The following is a 22,398-nucleotide window of genomic DNA, read 5'->3' on the forward strand; positions in this document are numbered from 1 at the left end:
CTCCGAGCCCGGGTTCCCCGAGCTGTCCCCGGAATCGGCACAACCGGCGCTTTTTTTGGGCTGGCGCTGTGCCATAGTGCGCCCCGCAATCAAGCTTCGTAACGGATGATACCGGCATGCGGTCTGGCATTTCCCGCTCCACTATGGATATCGAGTACACCAAATTGTCCTCGCCCAGCGTCTTCCTGGTACGGATGCTGGTCTTCCTGGTGCTGTGCACGCTGGTGGGCGTGGTGCTCTACAAGCAGATCATCCAGGCCTTTTTCGCCAATCCCGGGCTCAATGCCCTGATCGGGGCCGTGCTGTTCATCGGCATCGTGCTGGCCTTCCGCCAGGTCATCCGGCTCTACCCCGAAGTCTCCTGGGTCAACAATTTCCGTATCGCCGATCCTGGCCTGGCCCCGGCCCGCCACCCCAAGCTGCTGGCGCCGATGGCGGCGATCCTGGGCGGCGAGCGCTTTGGGCGGATGACCATCACCCAGACCACCATGCGGCACCTGCTCGATTCGATCGCGACCCGGCTGGACGAAGCCCGCGACATCTCGCGCTACATGACCGGCCTCTTGGTCTTCCTCGGCCTGCTCGGCACCTTCTGGGGCCTGATCGAGACGGTCGGCTCGGTGGGCAAGGTGATCGACGGGCTCAAGGTCGGCGGCGATGCCGGCTCTCTGTTCGATACCCTCAAGGAGGGCCTCGCCGCCCCGCTCGGCGGCATGGGCATTTCATTCTCCAGCTCGCTGTTCGGCCTTGCCGGCTCGCTGATCCTCGGCTTCCTCGATTTGCAATCGAGCCAGGCGCAGAACCGCTTCTACACCGACCTGGAAGACTGGCTCGCCACCACCGTGCGTGAATATGGCAAGGACGAAGTGGCGGCCGCGGCCGGCGGCGGTGGCGTGGCCACCGGCGAACTCCAGGCCGCCGTCGAGCGGCTGCGCTCCGTGCTCGAGGAAGGCAGCGCCAGCCGCGGCAGCACGGCGGCTATGGCGAGCCTTGCCGAAGCGATCCAGGCGCTGGTCTCGCACATGCGCACCGAGCAACAGATGATCCGCGAATGGGCCGACGGCCAGGGCGAGCAGAACCGCGAGATCCGGCGCCTGCTGGAGCGGATCGCGCGTCAGCCCGAGAAGAGTTGAACAGCAATGGAGAGAATGGAGAGAGCGTGCCCCTGGACTCAGCGCAGCTCGCAGTGAATGCGCTGCCGAGCCGGGGTCCAGAATCTTCTACTAACGCTGGGTCCCGGCTCAGCGGCGCATCGCCAAGGCGCTGCAGCGCGTCCGGGACACGAGAGAAACGGAGACGTAAATGGCTCTAGCGCGCGGCCGCCGCAGCGATGGCGCATTCAACTACTGGCCCGGCTTCGTCGACGCACTGTCGACGCTGGTGCTGTCGATCGTGTTCCTGCTGTCGGTGTTTCTGGTGGTGCAGTTCTTCCTGTCGCAGGAGGTCACCGGCAAGGACAAGGCGCTGGAGCAGCTCAACGCCAAGATCGCCCAGCTCAACGAGCTGTTGTCGCTGGAGAAGCTCGGCAAGCTCTCGCTCGACGACCAGGTCTCGCAATTGAAAGCGGGCCTCGCCTCGGCCGAGTCCGAGCGCGACCGCATCAAGGGTCTCTATGAGGGCTTAGCCGCCGCCGGCAGCGACGCGCAGGGCAAGACCGCCGAGCTCGGCAAGGCGCTGGAGTCGGAGAAGGCGGTCTCGGCGCGGGCGCTGGCGCAGATCGAGGTGCTGAACCAGCAGATCAGCGCGCTGCGGCGGCAATTGGCCGCGCTGGAAGAGGCGCTCGATGCCAGCGAGAAGCGCGACAAGGAATCGCAAAGCCGCATTGCCGATCTGGGCTCTCGCTTGAACGTTGCATTGGCGCAGCGCGTGCAGGAATTGTCGCGCTACCGCTCGGAATTCTTCGGCCGTCTGCGCGCCATTCTCGGCAACCGCCCGGACATCCGTATCGTCGGCGACCGCTTCGTGTTCCAGTCCGAAGTGTTCTTCGACACCGGCCAGGCGACGCTGCTGCCCGAGGGCCGCGCCGAGCTCGACACCTTGGCGACCGCGCTGATCGACCTCGACAAGAAGATCCCGAGCGAGATCCCCTGGGTGCTGCGCGTCGACGGCCATACCGATGTGCGTCCGGTCAATGGCCCGAACTTCAAGTCGAACTGGGACCTGTCCGCGGCCCGCTCGATCTCGGTGGTGCAGTACCTGATCTCGCTCGGCGTGCCCGCCCAGCGCCTCGTCGCGGCCGGCTTCGGCGAATTCCAGCCGCTCGATACCGGCAACACCGAGGAGGCCTACAAGCGCAACCGCCGCATCGAGCTGAAGCTGACGGAGCGGTAGTGAGCGCACTCCACCTCCGCCCCTACCGCACTAAGGACGAAGCCGCCGCGATCGATCTCTGGCATCGCACCTGGCAGCAGGCTTATCCGCAGATCGACTTCGCGGCACGGCTTGAGTGGTGGCGTGAGCGCTGGCGCAGGGATCTGGTGCCGAAGGCCTCGATCGTGGTGGCGGAACAGGACGGCGCGCTGATCGGTTTCGTCACCATCGATGGCGAAAGCTATCTCGATCAGCTCGTGGTCGATCCCGCGCGTTGGGGTTCGGACGCAGCAAGGCTGCTGGTGGATGAGGCCAAGCGGCTGTCGCCGTCAGGCGTCACGCTGCTCGTCAACAAGGACAACGCCCGCGCCATCCGCTTCTACGAACGCAACGGCTTTGCCCATGCGGGAGACGATGTGAACCCGACCTCCGGGCGGCCGGTGCTGAAGATGGAATGGAAGCCTTAGGGGCTTGCTGTGGTGAAACGGTTGGGCTCACGCCCCCTCGAACTGCAATCGCGCCAGCCGCGCATAGAGCCCGTTGGCCGCCACGAGCTCGGCATGCGTGCCCTGCTCGACGATCCGGCCCTGATCCATCACTAGGATGCGGTCGCAGGAGAGCACGGTTGCGAGGCGATGCGCGATCACCAGCGTGGTGCGGTGGCGCATCAATTCTTCCAGCGCGGTCTGCACCAGCGTCTCGCTTTCGGCGTCGAGCGCGGAGGTGGCTTCATCCAGCAGCAAGAGCGGCGCATCGCGCAGGATGGCGCGCGCGATCGCGATGCGCTGGCGCTGGCCGCCTGACAGCGTCACGCCGCGCTCGCCGAGCGCCGTCTCGAAACCTTCGGGCAGGCGGCGGATGAACTCGGCGGCATGCGCCAGCTCAGCGGCGCGCTCGACCTCGGCATCGGTCGCATCGGGCCGGCCGAAGCGGATGTTCTCGCGGGCACTCGCCGCGAACACCACCGATTCCTGCGGCACCAGCGCGATACGGGCGCGGAAATCACGGGGGTCGGCGGATTTGACCGGCACGCCGTCGAGCGCGATCGTCCCGCGGCGCGGATCGTAGAAGCGCAGCAGCAGATGAAAGATCGTGCTCTTGCCGGCGCCGGAAGGACCGACGATCGCGACCTTCTCGCCGGGCCGCACGGTGAACGACACCGCATCGAGCACTTTAACGTCGGACCGCGCCGGATAGGCGAAGCTGACCTGATCGAATCCGACCTCGCCGCGCGCCGTCACCGACAGCGCGAGCGGCGCCGCGGGCGCGGTGATCTCGGGCTTTACATGCAGGATCTCGAACAGGCGCTCGGCCGCGCCTGATGCCGCCGAGACCTCGCCCCAGACCTCGCTAAGCTGGCCGAGCCCCGCCGCGGCGAACACGGCATACAGCACGAACTGACCGAGCCGGCCCGGCGTGATGGCGCCGGTCAGCACGTCATGCGAGCCGATCCAGAGGATGGCGACCACGCTTGCGAACACGATGAAGATGATGATGGCCGTGAGCACGGCGCGGGCCTGGGTCGAGGTACGCGCGGCTTCATAGGCCTGTTCGACCTCGCCGCCGAATCGCGTCTCGGCAAACCGCTCGCTGGTATAGGCCTGCACGGTGCGGATCGCGCCGACCAGCTCGCCCGCATAGGCGGAGGCATCGGCGAGCGTGTCCTGCGCATTGCGCGACAGCCGCCGCACCCAGCGCCCGAACGCGACCAGCGGCAGCACGATCAGGGGAATGGCCAGCAGCACGAAGCCCGACAACTTCGGGCTGGTGATCACCATCATCGTGGCCGCACCGAGGAACATCATCAGGTTGCGCAGCGCGATCGACACGGAGGCGCCCACGGCGGACTTGATTTGAGTGGTGTCGGCGGTGAGCCGCGAGATCAATTCACCGCTGCGCGCGGAATCAAAGAAGGCGGGGGAGAGCGACAGCAGATGGGCGAAGACGTCGCGGCGCAAATCGGCGACGATGCGCTCGCCGATCGTCATCACGAGGTAGTAGCGGGCGGCGCTCGCGAGCGCGAGCACGCCGACGACCGCAAGCATCACCGAGAAGTAGCTGTTGATCAGCTCGATGCCCTCAGGCGTCAGGCCGAAATCGATCATCCTGCGCACCGCGACCGGCACCAGCAGCGTCGTCATTGCGGCGATCGTGAGCGCGACGAAGGCCAGCGCCGCCCGGCCGCGATAGCGGCTCACATAGGGCGCGAGCGCAAGCAGCGGCCGCAGCTTGGCGCGGCCCTTGGCGGGCTCCTCGATCAGCCCGGCCCCGATCGACGGGATGTCCGCGGAGTTCATTGCAGACCGTTCGACGTCGTGGTCATCAAGCCGTTCCACCGCACTCATGATATCCGACCTATTGCCTTGGTTTGCTCCCAATAGGCCGGTGTGGGGGGTAGTGGCAAATCCGGGAAGTCCTTTAAAGGGCAAACCCGGTCCGGCCGCCCGGCATGGCTTGTTTTGATGGGTTTCGTGAGGTATAGAGCCGCGCAAATCCGTCATTCGCTAGCCACTAGAAAAGGCGCCGGGCGCCGAGGAATTTGCCATGAAAGCCGAAATTCATCCGAATTATCATACGATTAAGGTCGTCATGACTGACGGAACCGAGTACCTGACCCGCTCGACCTGGGGCAAGGAAGGCGACACGCTGAACCTCGACATCGACCCGAAGTCGCACCCGGCCTGGACCGGCGGTTCCGCGCAGATCATGGATCGCGGCGGCCGCGTCTCGCGCTTCCAGAAGAAGTTTTCCGGCTTCCTCAAAAAGGATTGATCCGGCCGCAAGGCTGAGACGAAAACGCCCCTGGGAGACCAGGGGCGTTTTTGTTGTGGGGCTACCGTCATTGGGAGGAGCGCTTGCGACGAAGCTTCCAGACTGCCTCTGCGGAGGATTTCTGGATTGCTTCGCTTCGCTCGCAATGACGGCAGATAGACCCTTACCGCTCGAACGCGGCCTTCAGCGCGTTGAGGTGCGGCACCAGCGGGTTGCCGATCGCGGAGTGTTCCGCCGGCGGGGTGTGGATGGTGGTGTCGAGGCGGCGCACGCGGGACTGCAGGCTCATCGAGCGATGGATCAGGTCCTGGAGCTGTGCGGGCAGCTTCTCGATGGTGTCGGCGGGGCCGGGATCGGCGGCGGTGAGCTTGACCTTGGTCTTCTCGCGGTTGGCCTGCACCAGCGTCATCTCGCCTTCCTTCACCGCGCGATGCAGCAGCAGCCAGGAAGCAAGCTGCATCAGGCGCGTGGTGAGACGCATGCTCTCGGTCGCATAGGTGAGGCTGACGGCGCGATCGAGCGCCTTGGCCTCGACGCGGCCGGCGCCGTCGAGATAGGCGGCGGTTTCCTCGACGAGGTCCATGCCCTCACGGAACAGGTTGCCGAACGCCGCAGAATTGGTGAACCGCTCGCTGAGTTGAACGAGAGCGCCCTCGGCCTGCAAACGTTCCATGGTTAACGCCTCTTACGCAACTGTTTGACTGTCCGGCTTTGGCACCGGCTTATGATGAACAAATCATTGCGCGCTGGAAGCGCGGAGTCCAGTGACAAGCGCGGATATGGTTTCCGCGGGTCATTCCTCGGAATTCAACCGGGAATAGACGAAAAAAAGAGCCGCCGGAGACCGGCGGCTTTGAAAGTTGATAACAGGGAGGCGTCAAACAGAGTGGACAGGAGCCACTCGGTGTCCAAACAAGGACAGTTCCGGTCATAAACCCGAAAGCTTAATCTGAAGTAAACGAGCTAATTTTTTGAGAGTTCGTTAGCCATGTCGGCCAGTGGCCGAGCGTCTCGTGCCCCGGACGCAGCGCAGCGCCTCTTGGCGGTGCACTGCTGAGCCGGGGCCCGTCATGTCACCGCGCACCGTGTTGCTTTCTGGGTCCCGGCTCTGCGGAGCAGCATTGCACGCTGCACCGCGTCCAGGACACGACAAGGGAGGCCCGCGACTACTTCTTGAAGAAATTGTTTGCCGCATCGCGCGAGGCGCGCTTCTTGGTGGCGGCTTCTTCCAGCCTTGCGATCTCGGTTTTGAGCAGGGCTACGCGCTCGGTCAGTTCCTCCACTGACAAGAGTGAGAGGTCCTGTCCGATTTCATGGGTGACCTTCTTGCGCGGGCGGTCATCGTCTTCGATCGGCATGCTCGTTCCTCCTGCGTTCGCGCCTGTCACACGGCCGAGGCGGTTGCCAGCTTGGGCCGCGCTGGCTAAGCAATGGCCTCGTTTCCTCCCGCACCTTTGCTCAAGGACACATCATGGACAAGCTGCCCGCGCAAATGACCGTGATCGCCATCTCCAAGCCCGGCGGACCGGAGGTGCTGGTCCCGGAACAACGCAGCCTGCCGCAGCCCGGTCCTGACGAGATCCTGGTCAAGGTCGAAGCTGCGGGCGTGAACCGGCCCGACGTGGCGCAGCGCTCCGGCGCCTATCCGCCTCCGCCCGGCGCCAGCGACCTGCCGGGGCTCGAGATTGCCGGTGAAGTCGTCGCGGTCGGCAGCAACGCCAAACGGCACAAGATCGGCGACAAGGTGATGTCGCTGGTCGCCGGCGGCGGCTATGCGCAATACTGCATCGCCCAGGACGCCCAGGCCATGAGCGTGCCGCCGGCATTGTCGATCAAGGAAGCCGGTGCGCTGCCGGAAACCCTGATGACGGTCTGGCACAACGTGTTCGAGCGCGGCGGGCTGAAAGCCGGCGAGACGCTGCTGATCCATGGCGGCTCCTCCGGCATCGGCACCATGGCGATCCAGCTCGCGAAAGCATTTGGCGCAAAGGTGTTCGTCACCGTGGGATCGCAGGACAAGATCGACGCGTGCCTCAAGCTGGGTGCCGACCGCGCCATCAACTACAAGACGGAAGACTTCGTCGCTGTGGTCAAGGAAGAGACCAACAAGGCCGGCGTCAGCCTGATCCTCGACATGGTCGCCGGCGATTATGTCGATCGCAACTATGATGCCGCCGCGGTCGACGGCCGCATCGTCCAGATCGCGACCCTCAACGGCCCCAAGGTCAGCGTCAACATCGCCAAGGTGATGGTCAAACGCCTGACCCATACCGGCTCGACGCTGCGCCCCCGTAGTAATGCGGACAAGGCCGCAATGGTGACCGCGATCGAGGAAAAAGTGATGCCGCTTTTGCGCGAAGGCCGCATCAAGCCGGTGATGGACAGCGCTTTCCCGCTGGAAAAGGCGGCGGACGCCCACCGGCGCATGGAGACGAGCGCACATATTGGCAAAATTGTGTTGGAGGCCTAGGCCGCCGGCCCACAGGGTAAGCCGGAAACCCTTTGATTTTCCTCGCTTTCGTGGCATCTATCGCGACGCACCGAACCACTTCGGTCCGGTCTGAAACCGCCTTTTAGATTTGCCTTGCACTGAAGAGTTTGCGTCGAACGCGGAGAACTGACCTTGCGTCTGATCAGGTGCCTCGCGCCCATCGCGCTGGGCCTCATGATTCTTGTCGCCGCGTATCCCGCGCGCGCGCTCGACGCCGTCAGCGTCCGTAGCGACGCGCCCGCGATCGACCTCACCGGCGTGCTCGAGCATCAGCGTAGCGATGCCGACCGCATCCAGGTCTCCACCGCGCCCGGCACCGACGGCATCGTCCGCCGCATCGAGGTGCGCGCCCGCGAAGGTGGCCAGAACTGGGTGGTGTTCGCGCTCGCCAACAACACCGACGACCAGCTCGACCGCCTGATCGTCGCCCCGCACTACCGGATCGTCTCCTCAGGGCTGCTGTGGCCCGACCTTGGCCTGTCGCGGATCGCAACGATCACGCCCTCGATCGGCGACCGGCCGGAACGGCAGGAAAGCGCAACCGCGGACGTGTTCCGCATCACGCTCGACCCCGGCGCCGTCGTCACCTTCGTTGCGGAGCTGCGCACCGACAAGCTGCCGCAGCTCTATCTTTGGGAGCCGGAAGCCTACAAGGACAAGGTCAACTCCTTCACGCTGTACCAGGGCATCGTGATCGGCATCTCCGGTCTTCTCGCGCTCGTCCTCACCATTTTGTTCGTGGTGAAGGGCAGCATCATGTTCCCGGCGGCGGCGGCGCTGGCCTGGGCGGTGCTGGTCTATATCGGCGTCGATTTCGGCTTCTGGGGCAAGGTGCTCGACATGTCGAACAACGCCGAGCGCATCTGGCGCGCGGCGGGTGAGGCGATCCTGGCGGCCACGCTGCTGGTGTTCCTGTTTGCCTATCTGAACCTCAGTCGATGGCATGTGCGCTATTCGCACATCACGGTCGGCTGGCTCGCGTTCCTCGGTTCGCTGGTGGCACTCGCCCTGTTCGATCCAGCGGTGGCTTCGGGCATTGCGCGCATTTCGCTGGTGCTGATCGCCTTCGCCGGCTTCGCGCTGATCGTCTATCTCTCCACCCACGGCTTCGACCGCGCCGTGCTCTTGATCCCGACCTGGTTCCTCCTGGTGGTCTGGGTGGTCGCGGCCGGCATGACGGTCGCCGGTTCCGTCACCAACGACATCGTCGGCCCTGCCCTGCTCGGCGGCCTCGTGCTGATCGTGATGCTGATCGGCTTCACGGTGATGCAGCACGCCTTTGCCGGTGGCGGCGCCACTACCGGCGTCGTCTCCGACATCGAGCGCCGCGCGCTGGCGCTGGCCGGCTCCGGCGATCTGATTTGGGACTGGGACGTCTCCGCCGACAAGGTTTTTACGAGCCCCGAGACCGAAGCCCTGCTCGGCCTCAAGCGCGGCACGCTGGAAGGGCCCGCAGCCTCGTGGCTCGAAGTGCTGCATCCGCTCGACCAGGACCGTTTCCGCGCTGCGCTCGACAGCGTGCTCGACCAGCGCCGCGGCCGCCTGGTGCAGGATTTCCGCCTGCGCACGCCGGACGGCCATTTCATGTGGTTCGCGCTGAAGGCCCGCCCTGTCGTCGGCTCCGATGGTGAAGTCTCGCGCGTGGTCGGCACCCTCACCGACGTCACCGAGCTGCGCAACGCCGAGGAACGCCTGCTGCACGATTCCGTGCATGACAACCTCACCGGCCTGCCCAACCGAAAACTGTTCATGGACCGGCTCGGCGCGGTCGCAAACTTCGCCAAGACCGTGCCGACGCTGCGGCCGACGCTGATGGTGATCGACCTCGACCGCTTCAAGCAGGTCAACGACTCCGTCGGGATTGCGGTCGGCGATTCCATCCTGCTGACGCTCGCCCGCCGCCTCACCCGCATCCTGAAGCCGCAGGACACGCTGGCGCGGCTCGCCGGCGACCAGTTCGGCCTGATCCTGCTGTCGGAGCAGGATCCGGCACGGATCACCAATTTCGCCGAGACCATCCGCAAGACCATCCGCGCGCCGATCGCCTTCAACGATCGCGAGATCTTCCTCACGGCGTCGATCGGCCTTGCGCTCTCGGATCCGCAAGTTCAGCTGACGGACGAGATCATCAAGGACGCCGAGCTTGCGATGTATCATTCCAAGCGCATCGGCGGCGATCGGATCGACGTCTACAAGCCGGCGATGCGTGCGCGGAAGACCGATCGCCTGACGCTGGAGAGCGAATTGCGCCGTGCCATCGAGCGGCAGGAGATCACTATCCTGTACCAGCCGATCGTGCGGCTGGAGGATCGCTCGATCGCCGGCTTCGAGGCCTTGGCGCGCTGGGACCACCCGAAGCTCGGCCGCATGGCGCCGTCGGAGTTCATCACCATCGCGGAAGAGACCGGGCTGATCGTCGACCTCGGCATGTTCGTGCTCGACCAGACCGCCAAGCAGCTCTCGGTGTGGCAGCGCGCAATGCGCTCGCGCGAGCCGATCTTCGCTTCCGTCAACGTCTCCTCGCGGCAGCTACTGCGCCACGATCTGATCCACGACATCCGCACTGTGCTGTCGCGCTCGTCGGTCGCGCGCGGCACGCTCAAGCTCGAGCTGACGGAGTCGCTGGTGATGGAGAATCCGGAGCACGCGGCGCAGATGCTGACGCGGATCCGCGAGCTCGGCACCGGGCTCTCGCTCGACGATTTCGGCACCGGCCATTCCTCGCTGGCCTATCTCCAGCGCTTCCCGTTCGACACCATCAAGATCGACCAGTCCTTTGTGCGCACCACCAGCCGCGGCACGCGGCCGGTGATTCTGAAGTCGATCATCGCGCTCGCGCATGACCTCGGCATGGACGTGGTGGCCGAGGGTGCCGAGACCGATTCCGACGCTGTCGAGCTCTACCAGATGGGCTGTGAGTACGCGCAAGGCTTTGCCTTCGGCGAGCCGATGGACGCGGACGCCGCGATGCGGCTGCTGACCGAAGCGCGGCTGGAAGCAGCGAGCTAGTTTAGCCCGGGTTGCGTCGCAGACCCGCGACCAAACAAAGACCCGACAGCAACGAGATCGCCGCAAGACCGCCCCAGACCAATCCGGCTGATCGAGATACACGTCCTGCGAGACCGGATCATAGCAGCGGCCGAGCTCATTGAAGCAATCCCGCCAACGCCAATAGCGGGCCTCGAAGGCAAGGGCGAATAGCACCCCCAAACAGATCAGGGCGACGCCAACAACGCCTCTCAGCCAGCGCAGGAGTATCCGCCCCTCCTTCATCGCCTCTGCAACTTTTGCTTCCTGAACCGCACGCTCTGGCCGTCCGGCATGCGCGTCGCCACGAAGCCGGCGGCGAGGCAGGCTTCGCGTTGCGGCATCTGGATGTCGGGGCTGCGTAGGCTATCCCACCAGGAGGCACGATGCGCCGCGCGCGGCAGCGCCGCGCCGATGATCTCCTCGATCTGCTCGAAGCTCAGCACGAACTCATCCTGCTTCTGCCGCATCAGATAATCGCGCAACGCGTGGTAGTCGTTCACAATCGTCCTCTCGTCCCGCTCACATGCGGCTGCCCAAAACCGTCAGTCGCATACACCGATTCTTAACTCATTGCGGCAGCGCCGTCCTGCCTTAAACACTGCTCAAGCTTTCGGGCGCATCCACTAGTGCCAGGAGCGAATGATGTTGTCTGGATGGCGCGACGTCACGGCCCGCCGGGCGTGGCGGATTTCAGCGAAGCTGCTGATCATCTCGTCCGTGGTGACGGTGATCGGCTTCTCCGCCATTTGCGTCAACGTGATGCTGGACATGCGCCGCGGCGAGGAGGCGCTCGCCCGCCAGACGCTGGAGAACCTCGCAACCACCATCGAGTCCGACATCAGCCGCAACATCGAGATCTACGACCTGTCGCTGAAGGCGGTCGCCGCCAACATGCTGCTGCCCGAGCTCGCAACGGTCTCCAAGCCGATCCGTCACCTGATCCTGTTCGACCATGCGACCACCGCCAAGCATTTCGGCGCCATCCAGGTGTTCGATGCCGAGGGCCGGCTGACCATTGACGCCTCCACGCTCGATCCCCTCCCCGAGAACCGCAGCGAGGAGGACTATTTCAAGTTTCATCGCGACAACCCCGAGGCCGACCTCTTCGTCAGCCGCCCGATGCTGTTTCGCGGCGCCTATTCCATCGTGCTGAGCCGGCGCATCAGCGATACCGATGGCGGCTTCATGGGCGTCGTCGCAGGCTCGATCCGCTTCAGCTATTTCCACGAATTGTTCGAGCGTCTGAACCTCGACCCCGACGACACCATCACCGTGCTCAAGCGCGACCGCACCATCATGATGCGGCGACCGTTCGATCTCGACATCATCGGCACGAACCTGAACGACCGCCAGAACTGGAAGGCCGACAATCTCCCGGTCGGCACCTCCTATTCGGGACGCGGCCCGGTCGATCCGACGCCGCGGCTCTATGTCCGCAGCAGCAACAGCGGACCGCTATTCGTGGTGGCGGGCAAACCCCTGGCCGCAGTGTTCGCGCTCTGGGAGAAGGAGGCGTTCCGCATCGGCGCCGTCGTGTTGGCGCTCGCGCTGTTCGTGCTGGGATCGACGCTCGTGCTCGCGCGCGAGATCGGCCGGCGCGCCGAGGCCGAGCGTAAGCTCGAGGAGATGGCGACGACGGACGCGCTCACCGGCCTGAAGAACCGCCGCAAGTTCGATTCCGTCATCGACGCCGAATGGCGGCGCGCCATGCGCCAGAAGGCGCCGATGGCGCTGTTGATGATCGATGCCGATCATTTCAAGGCCTACAACGACACGTTCGGCCACCAGGCCGGCGACCAGGTGCTGGTGGGCATCGCGATATGCATTTCCGATTCGGTGAGCCGCGCCGGCGACTGCGCCGCGCGTTATGGCGGCGAGGAATTCGCGGTGCTGCTGCCGAACACCTCGGCTGTCGATGCCTTCAAGGTGGCCGAAACGATCCGCCTCAAGGTGCAGGGCTGGTCCGACGAGCAGGCGAGCACAACTGTCTCCTGCGGCATCGCCAGCCTCGTGCCCGCCGCCGGCATGGACTGGTCGATCCTGGTCGCCGCCGCCGACAAGGCGCTCTATGCCGCGAAAGCGGGCGGGCGCAACCAGTCAGTGGTTGCCAGCTTGCCGCAGCTGTCGCTGGTGGCGTGAGGCATTCGTCTGGATGGCATTCCGGGGCGGCTCGAAGAGCCGAACCCGGAATCTCGAGATTCTCTGGTGCGCAAGCGCGCACCATAGTTCGATGCTACGCATCGCCCCGGAATGACGTCAAAGGTGAGGTCAGGTCCCCAGATACTTCTTCATCTCGGCGATCAGCCCGTCGCGCAATTCCGGGCGCTTCATGCCGTAGGCGATGTTGGCGCGCAGGAAGCCGGGCTTGGAGCCGCAATCATGGCGCTCGCCCTCGAACTCGACGCCGTAGAATTTCTGTGTCTTGGCAAGTCCGATCATGGCGTCGGTGAGCTGGATCTCGCCGCCGGCGCCGCGCTCCTGGGTCTCCAGGATATTGAAGATCTCCGGCTGCAGGATGTAGCGGCCGGTGATCGAGAGGTTGGAGGGTGCGGTGCCCTTGGCCGGCTTCTCGACCATGCCGTCGACCTCGAACATCTTGCCATTGCGCTTGCCGACGCCGCAGATGCCGTATTGGTGGGTGAGATGGTCGGGCACGGCCTCGACCGCGATCAGATTGGATTTCTCGCCGAGCGAGGATGCCATCTCGATCATCTGCTTCAGGCAGCCGGGCGTGTTGAGCACAAGCTCGTCCGGCAGCACGACCGCGAACGGCTCGTCGCCGACGATGTCGCGCGCGCACCAGACCGCGTGACCGAGGCCGAGCGGCGCTTGCTGGCGGGTGAAGCTGACGGCGCCGGCGTCGGGCTGGTTCTGCGCCAGGATCTCCTGCTCGGCCTTCTTGCCGCGCGCAGCCAGCGTCTCGTCGAGCTCGAACATCCGGTCGAAATGATCCTCGATGACGCTCTTGTTGCGGCCGGTGACGAAGATGAAGTGCTCGATGCCGGCCTCCTTCGCTTCGTCATAGACGTACTGGATCAGCGGCTTGTCGACGATGGTCAGCATTTCCTTCGGCATCGCCTTGGTGGCAGGCAGGACGCGGGTGCCGAGGCCGGCGACTGGGAATACAGCTTTGCGAATTTTCATGTGATCGATCGAATACCTGAGGACGTGAACGGAGCAATGGCATCTTGCTAGCCTGTTTGCAGCCGCCAACAAAGGCGGATGTGGGGCCTCGCCCCGACAGAGTTAAGAAAAAGGCCGTCACCAAAATTTCACCTTTGTTAAGCTATTGGCAACGCTAACCAGGCCTCCTGTGGCGGATTTTCAGGCCGACGGGTGGGACATGATGCAAACGATGGCAGGGCTGGCAAAACGGGCGGGCGGAGCGGTCATTGCGGCCGCTTTGCTGCTGCCGGCTGGCGCGCACGCCCAAGCGCAGAATGGCCTATCCAATTTGTTCGGCGGCCTCTTCTCCGGATCCAACCCCGGGCCGGCGCAACCTGCGCCCGGCCCTGGCGCGCAAACAGGGGCTCAACCTTGGAGCGGCGAGGACGGCGCCTCCGGCCATCCGCTGATGACGGCTGCCGCGATCCGCGAGGCTGCCGGCAACTTCAACAATTGCGTCGCCGCGATGTGGCCTGATGCCGCACGACGCGGCGTCACCCAGGAGAATTTTCAGCGCTTCACCGCCGGGCTCTCTCCTGACCTGCGCATCATGGATCTCATGGATTCGCAGCCGGAGTTCACCAAATCGATCTGGGACTATCTCGATATCTTAGTGAACGACAACCGCCTCGCCAAAGGCCGCGAGGTCCTCGCCAAATACAAGGCGCAGTTCGACGCCACCGAAAAGGCCACCGGCGTCGACCGCTACATCATCGCCTCGATCTGGGGCATCGAGTCCAACTACTCGACGCAGATGGGCGACCGCAGCGTGCTGCAATCGACCGCGACGCTCGCCTGCATCGGCCGCCGCCAGGCCTATTTCAAGGATGAATTCCTCTCCGCGCTGGAGATCCTCAACCGCGGCGATCTGCGCCCGGAGCAGATGCGGGGCTCCTGGGCGGGCGCCTTCGGTCCGACCCAGTTCATGCCGACCGCGTTCAAGCGTTTTGCCGTCGACGGCGATGGAGATGGGCGGCGCGACGTCGTCGACAATCCCACCGACCTGATCGCGTCGACCGCCAACAATCTGAAGAAGGACGGTTGGCAGCCCGGCCAGACCTGGGGCTTCGAGGTCGTGGTGCCCGAAGGATTCAACTACATGCTGGCCGACCGCGCCAAGGCGATGCCGATCGCGCAATGGGAGAAGCTCGGGCTCAGGCGGGCGAACAACCAGCCCTTCCCGCACTCGGCGGAGAAAGCCTATCTGCTGGCACCGGCCGGCGCGCAGGGACCAGGCTTCCTGATGCTGCAGAATTACCGCGTCATCATGAAGTACAATCCGGCCGAAGCCTATGCGCTGGCGATCGGCCATTTCGCCGATCGCCTGCGCGGCGGGCCGCCCTTCGTGCAGCCCTGGCCGCGCCAGGAGCGCGAGCTGTCCCGCACCGAGCGGCTGGAACTGCAGCAGCTCTTGGTGCAGCGCGGCTTCTACAAGGGCACCCCGGACGGTCAGTTCGGCGGCCGGACACGGGAAGCCCTGCGCAACTTCCAGGCCTCGATCGGCGTGCCCGCCGACGGATTTGCGTCGTCCGACGTGCTGGACCGGCTGCGCGGGCGGTAAAATCGCGCCGAAAGTAACCCTGAACGGGGATTTTGGCCGGCAGCCTTGACGGCGCCGGCCGTTCCCCGGTGTATGGGCACAAGAATCTGCGATGGAATTTGCCCGTTTGGCGCCGGATTCCGTTATTATATCGAGCTACTTCCAGCCCCATTGCGCGTGCCCGAGATCGCATGTCGAAGAAGTCCCTGTTCAAGGCGCTGACCGAGACCGGCCCGTTGATCGCGCTGGGGACGGCGCTTGCGATCCTGGTCTCGGTCGCAGCACCTGCCTCGGCGCAGTTCTTCAACTTCCCCGGCTTTGGCGGCCCGCCGCAGCGTTCGGCCCCACCGCCACCACGTGGCGGCGGAGGTGGTGGCTGGTTCGGCGGCGATTTCTTCGCGCCGTTCCAACAGCCGCCGCAGCAGGCACCACGCCAGGATTTTTCGCGCGCACCGGCACCAGCCAAGCGCGACACGATTCCTGAGAAGAACGTGCTGGTGATCGGCGACGCCATGGCTGACTGGCTCGCCTATGGCCTCGAAGACGCCTACGCCGAGCAGCCCGACATGGGCGTGATCCGCAAGCACAAGACCACGTCCGGTCTCATCAAGTATCAGCCGAAGGGTGAGCCCGCGGACTGGGCGGCGGCGGCCAAGGGCATTCTCGAGACTGAAAAGCCCGACGTGATCGTCGTCATGCTTGGCCTCAACGACCGCATCGCGATCCGCGAGCCTGCCGCCGACAAGTCGGACAAGGCTTCAGACAAGGACAAGAAGAACGACAAGGGCGCGCGCGCCAAGCAACCGGCCAAGCCCAGCGACGCCAAGCCGGACACCGCCGCCAAGCCTGACGACAAGCCCGCAGATGCCGACCTGCCGCAGGACGACGCCGACAATGCCGACACGCCGGCGGCCGCGCCGGAAAAGACGGCGCGCAATCCCAACGGCCTCTACGAATTCCGCGACGAGCGCTGGGTCGAGCTCTACGGCAAGAAGATCGAGGAGCTCGCGGGCGTCCTCAAGGCCAAGGGCGTGCCGGTGCTCTGGGTCGGGCTCCCCGCAGTTCGCGGCCCGAAGGGCACCGCGGACACGCTGTTCCTGGATTCGCTGTACCGTGAGGGCGCAGCCAAGGCCGGCATAACCTATGTCGACGTGTGGGACGGCTTCGTCGATGAAGCCGGCCGCTTCCTGCAGAAGGGCCCAGACTTCGAAGGCCAGATCCGCCAGCTCCGCAGCTCTGACGGCGTCTATTTCACCAAGGCCGGCGCGCGCAAGCTCGCGCACTATGTCGAGCGCGAGATCACGCGCCTGCTTGCGGGACGTTCCGGTCCGATCGCGCTGCCGAGCGAGCCTGCGACCCCCGATACCAGCGCCGAGCCGGGCAAGCCTGCACCGCGGCCGCTGGCCGGGCCGATCGTGCCGCTGGTTGCAGCCTCGATTTCGACCGATCAATTGCTGGGCGGGCCAGGCACGCGTCCCGCTGCCGTCGATGCGCTCGCTGCGAAGACCATGGTGAAGGGTGAGCCGCTGGCCGCTCCGGCCGGCCGCGCCGACGATTATGTCTGGCCGCGCCGGGAAGTCGGCCGCGAGCAGGCCAAGGGCGATACGCCGGTGGCCGCAACGACGCCCGACGGCAACGCCGCCTCTCCCAATGCATCAGGGGCGGCCGCGGCGATCGCGCCGCCGAAGCTCGCGCCGAAGAAGCCGCAGGTCCCGCCGCAGCAGCCGGCGCAGGCAACGCCGTCATTCCGGGATTTCTTCGGCTTCGGCTCTCCGCAGCCTCCGCCGCCGCGTCAATTGACGCCGGCCCCGGGGCCGCGCAATCCGAACTCAAATCCAGGGATCCCGCGCCCGCCGGGCAACGTCGGGCGATCGGCGGAGATGTTCCGGTAATCTTCTGAACTGCGGTCTCGTGTCCGGACGCGCCGCAACGCTCCTTCGTTGCTGCGCAGAGCCGGGACCCAGCTTGGGCGGTATTCACAAAAATGGGCCCCGGCTCGGCAGCGCATCACTGCGTGCTGCGCTCCGTCCGGGGCACGATGAGTGTTTGTCGCTCAGCCGTAATAGCGCCAGCGCGGCGGCGGACGGCGCGCGGGGCGCGACATCAGAAGCGCCAGCGCGAAACCGATGCCGCCGGCGACCAGCAGCGCGCCAAGCGGGTTGTCCTGCACCTTCTGCGCGATGGCTTTCGAGCCGTCGCGGAAGGTCTCGCCACTGTTCTCGTAGGCATCCTTGGCATAGCTCGCGGCGGTGTCGGTGGCATCACGCACGGCATCCTTGGCCTGACCGTACAAATTCTGCACCGTGCCCGCGGCTTCTCGCGCCTTGCCTGAGGCCTGCGTCTTTGCGTCTTCCGTCATCTCGCCGACGGTGCCTTCCACGCCACCAGCCATTTCCTTGGCTGATCCAATGATCCGATCCGCGTCCATGGTAATCCTCCTCGGTGATCAGCCGAAGTAACCGATCAGAAGCAGCGCGGTTCCTTGCGATTGCCTACAGAATAAGCCCACCATCGACGACCAGTGTCTGGCCGATGATGTAGGACGACAGCGGCGAGGCCAGGAACAGCGCCGCGCCTGCCGTGTCGGCCGGCGTGCCCAATCGCCGCAGCGGGATGCGCGCGAGCGCGCCTTCGAGGCGCTTCGGATTGTCGGTCGTCACCTTCGTCATCTTGGTGTCGACGAGGCCGGGCGCGATGCCGTTGACGCGGATGCCGTCCTCGGCCCAGGCCTCGCCCAGCGTGCGCGTCAGTCCGACTGCACCCGTCTTCGATGCATTGTAGGCGGGATTGCCCATGGTGGAATGATAGGCCGCGGTCGAGGACACGATGATCAGCGAACCCTTGGAATCCCGCAACATGGAATGAAAGCGCGTGGCGCAGGCCATCAGGCTCATCAGGTTGACCTCGACCACCTTGCGAAAGCCGGCCATCTCGAACTCGCCGCGGCGATAGAGCACCGCGCCCTGCGCGAGCACGAGGATGTCGAGCCTGTCGAACGACGGCTTGAACGCTTCGATCGCAGCGGGATTGCTGACGTCGAGCTGGGCATAGGCGAGGCCGGCGAGATCGGAGCCTTCTTCAGCTGAATATTCCGTTGCGCGAGCGCGCGTGCCGCAAACGGCAACAGCTGCGCCCTTGGTACGAAAAGCCTGCGCGATGCCGTTGCCGATGCCGCTGGAACCGCCGACCACCAGCACCTGCTTGCCTGAGAAATCGAGCTCGTTCGCCATTGCGGCCTCCCTTTGTCTTGCTTGTTTGACCTGTCTGCGGATCGATGCCAGCCTTGTCAATCATAACAAGAACAAGCCCAGCACGAGGAAAGCAGCATGTCCGACTCCAGGGAGCTCAGCCGGTCCGTGAAGGGCCTCACCGTTCTCGTGACCGGCGCGGCCAGCGGCATGGGGCGCGCGACCGCGCGCGTGTTCGCCAGCGAGGGTGCGAACGTTGCCGTCACGGATTTCGACGAGCAAGGCGCGCATGCGGTCGCCGAGGAAATTGCGGCGAGCGGTGGCGCTGCAAGGGCGTGTAGGCTCGACGTCGCCGACGGCGGCGAGATCAAGCGCGTGGTCGGCGATATCGCGGCGCATTTCGGCGGGCTCGACATCGTCGTCAACAATGCCGGCATCTCCGTGCGTGTCGCGATCGATGATGAGGACTATGAGGAGGCCTGGGCGAAGGGCATCGCCGTGATGTTGACGGCGCATCCGCGCATCATCCGCGCGGCGCTGCCCTACTTGCGCAAGTCGAAGAGCCCGCGCATCGTCAACATCGCCTCGACCGAGGCGCTCGGCGCCACCGCATTGCACAGCCCCTACTCGGCAGCGAAGGGCGGCGTCGTGAGCCTCACCCGCTCGCTGGCGGTGGAGCTCGGCCGCGAGGGCATCACCGTCAACTGCATCTGCCCGGGTCCGATCCGCACAGGGATCACCGACCGCATTTCCGAGGAGCACAAGACCATCTACGCCAAGCGCCGCACGGCGCTCGGCCGTTACGGCGATCCCGAAGAGGTCGCGCATATGACGCTGAGCCTGTGCCTGCCGGCAGCATCGTTCCTCACCGGTGCGGTGATCCCGGTCGACGGCGGGCTGATGGCGCGGAATGCGTGAGTGTGATCAAGAGGCGTAGCCCGGATGAGCGAAGCGACATCCGGGACTTTGCCTGCCCCACTCCCGGGTATCGCTGCGCTCACCCAGGCTACTTCGTGCCTGCTACGGGCAGCTATGCGCGCCGAGCGTTGACAAGGACTAACACGGGAGTAGCTTTTTCGCCAACAGAGCGGGACCAACCGCTCGCGACCCGCGGGAGAAAACGCCATGACGATCGCTATCCGGCAGCTTCAGAAGCATTTTGTCGGCGAGGTTTCCGGCCTCGACCTGCGAAAGCCTCTCACACCGGATGAGGCGCGCGAGGTCGAGGCGGCCATGGACAAATATGCGGTGCTGGTTTTCCATAACCAGGACATCACCGACGAGCAGCAGATGGCCTTTGCGCTGAATTTCGGCCAGCGCGAGGACGCGCGCGGCGGCACCGTGACCAAGGAGAAGGACTACCGGCTGCAATCCGGCCTGAACGACGTCTCCAATCTCGGCAAGGACGGCAAGCCGCTCGCGAAAGACAGCCGCACGCATCTGTTCAATCTCGGCAATTGCCTCTGGCATTCCGACAGCTCGTTCCGCCCCATCCCGGCAAAATTCTCGCTGCTGTCGGCACGCGTGGTGAACCCGAAAGGCGGCAACACTGAATTCGCCGACATGCGTGCGGCCTATGATGCGCTCGACGACGAGACCAAGGCGGAGATCGAGGACCTCGTCTGCGAGCACTCGCTGATGTATTCGCGCGGATCGCTCGGCTTCACCGAATACACCGACGAGGAGAAGGAGATGTTCAAGCCGGTGCTGCAGCGGCTGGTGCGGACCCATCCCGTGCATCGCCGCAAATCGCTGTATCTCTCATCACATGCCGGCAAGGTCGTCGGCATGAGTGTCCCGGAGGGACGCCTCCTGCTGCGCGATCTCAACGAGCACGCGACGCAGCCGGAGTTCGTCTACGTCCATAAATGGAAGCTGCATGACCTCGTGATGTGGGACAACCGCCAGACCATGCACCGCGTCCGCCGCTACGACCAGTCCCAGCCCCGCGACATGCGCAGGGCAACAGTTGCGGGCACTGAGCCGACGGTGCAGCAACAGGCGGCGGAGTAGGCGCTGCATCGCTGCTCAACAACTGGTGTCATCGCCGGGCCGGGCGACGACAGCGGTGATTGGGGCGAATACAGCGGAGAACCTAATGCTACGCGTGCCCGGCCTCGTTGGAGAGCATGCCGGGATCGATGCCGATCTTCTGCAAAGCGCGGTTATATTTGTCATCGACGTCGTCGCCGAAAATCAGATCCGCATCTGCATCGCAATGCAGCCAGCCGTTGCTCTGGATCTCCGTCTCGAGCTGGCCCGGCGCCCAGCCGGCATAGCCGAGCGCGAGGATGGCGTGCTTGGGGCCGGAGCCGTTGGCGATCGCGCGCAGGATGTCGACGGTCGCAGTGAGGCAGACGCCTTCATCGATCCGCAGCGTCGCGTTCTCGATGTAGAAGTCGCTGGAATGCAGCACGAAACCGCGGCCGGTATCGACCGGCCCGCCGCGCAGCACCTTCATGCTTTCGGCATTCTCCGGCAGCTTGATGTGCTCGCCCTTCTTGATGATGCCGAGCTGCTCCAACAGCTCGGGGAAGTCGATGCTGCCGGCCGGCTGGTTCACGATGATGCCCATCGCTCCCTCGGCGGAATGGGCGCAGAGATAGATCACCGAGCGCTCGAAGCGGGGATCGCCCATCACGGGCATCGCGATCAGGAGCCGACCGTCGAGATAACCGGCGGAATTGGGCAGCGCGGGGCCCGAGCTGCGGGTGCCTTCGCCCGTCCTCTTGCCAGTGGGAGCCATCGGTGAAGCACTCCGGTTTCAATTCCTATCCTGATGTCGGACCTAGCCGCTGTCAAATCAAGGCTTGCGGCGTCACGATTCGAGTGCATCCATCACAAGCAATTCAATGGTTTGGCCTGGGGCGACCCTGTAAAGACGTGCTATGCTCACAAGAGTTCCCCTGCGTGCGGCGATTGGCGTCGCGACAACCCTGCTCGCGTCATCGTTGGCCATCGCCGCCCGCGCCGATGACGCTTCGCCGTGGCAGCGAGACGGACATTCCGCGGTACGGCTGCTGGCGGGATCCCGCAGCGGCGCGGTCCTGCTCGGCGGAATCGCGTTCCAGCTCCAGCCGGGATGGAAGACCTACTGGCGTACCCCCGGCGATTCCGGCGTTCCACCGCGGTTCGACTTCTCGAAATCCGACAATGTCGAGGCGGTGACGATCATGTGGCCGGCGCCGCTGAAATTCGACGACGGCGCGGGCGGCCATTCGATCGGCTATCGCGACCAGATCGTGCTGCCCTTGCGCATCGTCGCCAAAGCACCGGACAAGCCGGTGACACTGCGCGCCGAGATCAGTTACGCGGTGTGCGAGAAGCTCTGCATTCCGGTCGAGGCCAACGCCGAGCTCGGCTTCAACAGCGTCGCCTCGACCGAGGATGCCAACTTGCGTGCCGCGCTCGACACCGTGCCGAAGCCCGCCAATATCGGCGACCCCAATCCGCTCACCATCCGCGACGTCAAGCGTGACGGGTCGAAGCACGTGCTGGTCGACGTGGTTGCGCCCGACAGCCGCAACGTCAATCTGTTCGTGGAAGGCCCGACGCCGGACTGGGCGCTGCCGATTCCGGCGCCGGTGCAGCCCAGCCCGCCTGGGGTGATGCGGTTTTCATTCGAACTGGACGGCCTGCCGCCAGGGGCCAAGGCGGATGGCGCGGCGCTGAAGTTCACGCTGGTCGGACCGGAGAAGGCGTACGAGTTCAATACGAATTTGGAGTAAGTGGTCGTCCGGACGGCAAGTGAGTTGCCCTGCTGGCGTGACACAATTCACTGTCGTCCCGGCCGAGCGTAAGCGCAGATCCGGGGCCCACAGCCACAGGATTGGATGTGGTGAAGACTCGTGGTTGGCAGCCGCCCAAACAACCTCTCCCTAGGATTATGGTCCCGGATCTGC

Annotated in this window: 20 protein-coding genes; 12 read left to right on the forward strand and 8 right to left on the reverse strand. The window is 65.0% G+C overall.

Annotated elements, in window-relative coordinates:
- Positions 1–116: 116 nt before the first annotated feature.
- From P6U29_RS37310 to P6U29_RS37320, 3 genes are all read left to right on the forward strand, one after another.
- Positions 117–1,133 carry a flagellar motor protein MotA gene (locus tag P6U29_RS37310; RefSeq protein WP_407115109.1) on the forward strand — a complete coding sequence of 339 codons (1,017 nt, stop codon included), beginning with the start codon at positions 117–119 and terminating at the stop codon, positions 1,131–1,133.
- Positions 1,134–1,302: 169 nt separating this feature from the next.
- On the forward strand, positions 1,303–2,331 hold the full coding sequence (locus P6U29_RS37315) for a peptidoglycan -binding protein (RefSeq protein ID WP_407115110.1): 1,029 nt from the start codon (positions 1,303–1,305) through the stop codon (positions 2,329–2,331).
- Positions 2,331–2,777, forward strand: coding sequence for a GNAT family N-acetyltransferase (locus P6U29_RS37320; RefSeq protein WP_407115111.1), 447 nt, complete (start codon positions 2,331–2,333; stop codon positions 2,775–2,777). Before P6U29_RS37315 ends, P6U29_RS37320 begins: the two co-directional genes overlap by 1 nt.
- 27 nt (positions 2,778–2,804) lie before the next feature.
- Here the strand turns inward: P6U29_RS37320 and P6U29_RS37325 are convergent, their stop codons facing one another.
- A complete protein-coding gene (locus tag P6U29_RS37325; protein ID WP_407115112.1) occupies positions 2,805–4,655 on the reverse strand; it encodes an ABC transporter ATP-binding protein/permease in 1,851 nt (616 codons plus the stop codon).
- Between the two features lie 199 nt (positions 4,656–4,854).
- Between P6U29_RS37325 and rpmE the strand changes: the two genes are divergently transcribed.
- Positions 4,855–5,082, forward strand: coding sequence for a 50S ribosomal protein L31 (rpmE, locus tag P6U29_RS37330; protein WP_027573780.1), 228 nt, complete (start codon positions 4,855–4,857; stop codon positions 5,080–5,082).
- Between the two features lie 163 nt (positions 5,083–5,245).
- On the opposite strand, the gene P6U29_RS37335 is transcribed toward rpmE, so the two are convergent.
- A complete protein-coding gene (locus P6U29_RS37335) occupies positions 5,246–5,755 on the reverse strand; it encodes a DUF1465 family protein (protein ID WP_122405704.1) in 510 nt (169 codons plus the stop codon).
- Positions 5,756–6,248: 493 nt separating this feature from the next.
- Positions 6,249–6,440 (reverse strand): DUF1192 domain-containing protein, encoded by a 192-nt coding sequence (locus P6U29_RS37340; RefSeq protein WP_407115113.1) that lies wholly within the window; start codon positions 6,438–6,440, stop codon positions 6,249–6,251.
- Positions 6,441–6,553: 113 nt separating this feature from the next.
- Between P6U29_RS37340 and P6U29_RS37345 the strand changes: the two genes are divergently transcribed.
- Positions 6,554–7,552, forward strand: coding sequence for an NAD(P)H-quinone oxidoreductase (locus P6U29_RS37345; protein ID WP_407115114.1), 999 nt, complete (start codon positions 6,554–6,556; stop codon positions 7,550–7,552).
- A gap of 153 nt (positions 7,553–7,705) precedes the next feature.
- Positions 7,706–10,582, forward strand: a complete 2,877-nt coding sequence (locus tag P6U29_RS37350) for an EAL domain-containing protein (protein ID WP_407115115.1) — start codon at positions 7,706–7,708, stop codon at positions 10,580–10,582.
- 260 nt (positions 10,583–10,842) lie between these two features.
- Here the strand turns inward: P6U29_RS37350 and P6U29_RS37355 are convergent, their stop codons facing one another.
- On the reverse strand, positions 10,843–11,103 hold the full coding sequence (locus tag P6U29_RS37355) for a hypothetical protein (protein ID WP_407115116.1): 261 nt from the start codon (positions 11,101–11,103) through the stop codon (positions 10,843–10,845).
- 142 nt (positions 11,104–11,245) lie between these two features.
- Here P6U29_RS37355 and P6U29_RS37360 point away from each other — a divergent pair, with 142 nt between their 5' ends.
- Complete coding sequence (locus tag P6U29_RS37360) at positions 11,246–12,742, forward strand: diguanylate cyclase (RefSeq protein ID WP_407115117.1); 1,497 nt, start codon at positions 11,246–11,248, stop codon at positions 12,740–12,742.
- A 129-nt stretch (positions 12,743–12,871) separates the two neighbouring features.
- On the opposite strand, the gene P6U29_RS37365 is transcribed toward P6U29_RS37360, so the two are convergent.
- On the reverse strand, positions 12,872–13,747 hold the full coding sequence (locus tag P6U29_RS37365; RefSeq protein ID WP_407115118.1) for a UTP--glucose-1-phosphate uridylyltransferase: 876 nt from the start codon (positions 13,745–13,747) through the stop codon (positions 12,872–12,874).
- A 202-nt stretch (positions 13,748–13,949) separates the two neighbouring features.
- Between P6U29_RS37365 and P6U29_RS37370 the strand changes: the two genes are divergently transcribed.
- Positions 13,950–15,329: a lytic murein transglycosylase gene (locus P6U29_RS37370; RefSeq protein WP_407119540.1), complete on the forward strand. Its 1,380-nt coding sequence runs from the start codon at positions 13,950–13,952 to the stop codon at positions 15,327–15,329.
- A 170-nt stretch (positions 15,330–15,499) separates the two neighbouring features.
- Positions 15,500–17,200, forward strand: a complete 1,701-nt coding sequence (locus P6U29_RS37375; RefSeq protein ID WP_407115119.1) for an SGNH family hydrolase — start codon at positions 15,500–15,502, stop codon at positions 17,198–17,200.
- A 161-nt stretch (positions 17,201–17,361) separates the two neighbouring features.
- Here P6U29_RS37375 and P6U29_RS37380 read toward each other — a convergent pair whose 3' ends face one another.
- Positions 17,362–17,736, reverse strand: coding sequence for a CsbD family protein (locus tag P6U29_RS37380; RefSeq protein WP_407115120.1), 375 nt, complete (start codon positions 17,734–17,736; stop codon positions 17,362–17,364).
- Between the two features lie 64 nt (positions 17,737–17,800).
- Positions 17,801–18,538 carry an SDR family NAD(P)-dependent oxidoreductase gene (locus tag P6U29_RS37385; RefSeq protein WP_407115121.1) on the reverse strand — a complete coding sequence of 246 codons (738 nt, stop codon included), beginning with the start codon at positions 18,536–18,538 and terminating at the stop codon, positions 17,801–17,803.
- Between the two features lie 96 nt (positions 18,539–18,634).
- Here P6U29_RS37385 and P6U29_RS37390 point away from each other — a divergent pair, with 96 nt between their 5' ends.
- Complete coding sequence (locus tag P6U29_RS37390; RefSeq protein ID WP_407115122.1) at positions 18,635–19,414, forward strand: SDR family NAD(P)-dependent oxidoreductase; 780 nt, start codon at positions 18,635–18,637, stop codon at positions 19,412–19,414.
- Positions 19,415–19,621: 207 nt separating this feature from the next.
- Positions 19,622–20,509 (forward strand): TauD/TfdA dioxygenase family protein, encoded by an 888-nt coding sequence (locus P6U29_RS37395; RefSeq protein WP_407115123.1) that lies wholly within the window; start codon positions 19,622–19,624, stop codon positions 20,507–20,509.
- An 88-nt stretch (positions 20,510–20,597) separates the two neighbouring features.
- Here the strand turns inward: P6U29_RS37395 and P6U29_RS37400 are convergent, their stop codons facing one another.
- A complete protein-coding gene (locus P6U29_RS37400) occupies positions 20,598–21,242 on the reverse strand; it encodes a YqgE/AlgH family protein (RefSeq protein WP_407115124.1) in 645 nt (214 codons plus the stop codon).
- A gap of 142 nt (positions 21,243–21,384) precedes the next feature.
- On the opposite strand from P6U29_RS37400, the gene P6U29_RS37405 reads away from it, so the two are divergent.
- Complete coding sequence (locus tag P6U29_RS37405; protein ID WP_407115125.1) at positions 21,385–22,224, forward strand: protein-disulfide reductase DsbD domain-containing protein; 840 nt, start codon at positions 21,385–21,387, stop codon at positions 22,222–22,224.
- Positions 22,225–22,398: the final 174 nt, after the last annotated feature.

The organism is Bradyrhizobium sp. LMG 9283, from assembly GCF_045571415.1.
In the GTDB taxonomy this organism is placed as follows: Bacteria; Pseudomonadota; Alphaproteobacteria; order Rhizobiales; family Xanthobacteraceae; genus Bradyrhizobium.

Bases quoted from the DNA above. Each gene is read 5' to 3' on its own strand.
- rpmE (WP_027573780.1), top strand. From the start codon at position 4,855: ATGAAAGCCGAAATTCATCCGAATTATCATACGATTAAGGTCGTCATG.
- P6U29_RS37315 (WP_407115110.1), top strand. From the start codon at position 1,303: ATGGCTCTAGCGCGCGGCCGCCGCAGCGATGGCGCATTCAACTACTGG.
- P6U29_RS37380 (WP_407115120.1), bottom strand. From the start codon at position 17,736: ATGGACGCGGATCGGATCATTGGATCAGCCAAGGAAATGGCTGGTGGC.
- P6U29_RS37405 (WP_407115125.1), top strand. From the start codon at position 21,385: ATGCTCACAAGAGTTCCCCTGCGTGCGGCGATTGGCGTCGCGACAACC.
- P6U29_RS37395 (WP_407115123.1), top strand. From the start codon at position 19,622: ATGACGATCGCTATCCGGCAGCTTCAGAAGCATTTTGTCGGCGAGGTT.
- P6U29_RS37325 (WP_407115112.1), bottom strand. From the start codon at position 4,655: ATGAGTGCGGTGGAACGGCTTGATGACCACGACGTCGAACGGTCTGCA.
- P6U29_RS37335 (WP_122405704.1), bottom strand. From the start codon at position 5,755: ATGGAACGTTTGCAGGCCGAGGGCGCTCTCGTTCAACTCAGCGAGCGG.
- P6U29_RS37340 (WP_407115113.1), bottom strand. From the start codon at position 6,440: ATGCCGATCGAAGACGATGACCGCCCGCGCAAGAAGGTCACCCATGAA.
- P6U29_RS37345 (WP_407115114.1), top strand. From the start codon at position 6,554: ATGGACAAGCTGCCCGCGCAAATGACCGTGATCGCCATCTCCAAGCCC.
- P6U29_RS37375 (WP_407115119.1), top strand. From the start codon at position 15,500: ATGTCGAAGAAGTCCCTGTTCAAGGCGCTGACCGAGACCGGCCCGTTG.
- P6U29_RS37310 (WP_407115109.1), top strand. From the start codon at position 117: ATGCGGTCTGGCATTTCCCGCTCCACTATGGATATCGAGTACACCAAA.
- P6U29_RS37400 (WP_407115124.1), bottom strand. From the start codon at position 21,242: ATGGCTCCCACTGGCAAGAGGACGGGCGAAGGCACCCGCAGCTCGGGC.
- P6U29_RS37390 (WP_407115122.1), top strand. From the start codon at position 18,635: ATGTCCGACTCCAGGGAGCTCAGCCGGTCCGTGAAGGGCCTCACCGTT.
- P6U29_RS37385 (WP_407115121.1), bottom strand. From the start codon at position 18,538: ATGGCGAACGAGCTCGATTTCTCAGGCAAGCAGGTGCTGGTGGTCGGC.
- P6U29_RS37370 (WP_407119540.1), top strand. From the start codon at position 13,950: ATGCAAACGATGGCAGGGCTGGCAAAACGGGCGGGCGGAGCGGTCATT.
- P6U29_RS37365 (WP_407115118.1), bottom strand. From the start codon at position 13,747: ATGAAAATTCGCAAAGCTGTATTCCCAGTCGCCGGCCTCGGCACCCGC.
- P6U29_RS37360 (WP_407115117.1), top strand. From the start codon at position 11,246: ATGTTGTCTGGATGGCGCGACGTCACGGCCCGCCGGGCGTGGCGGATT.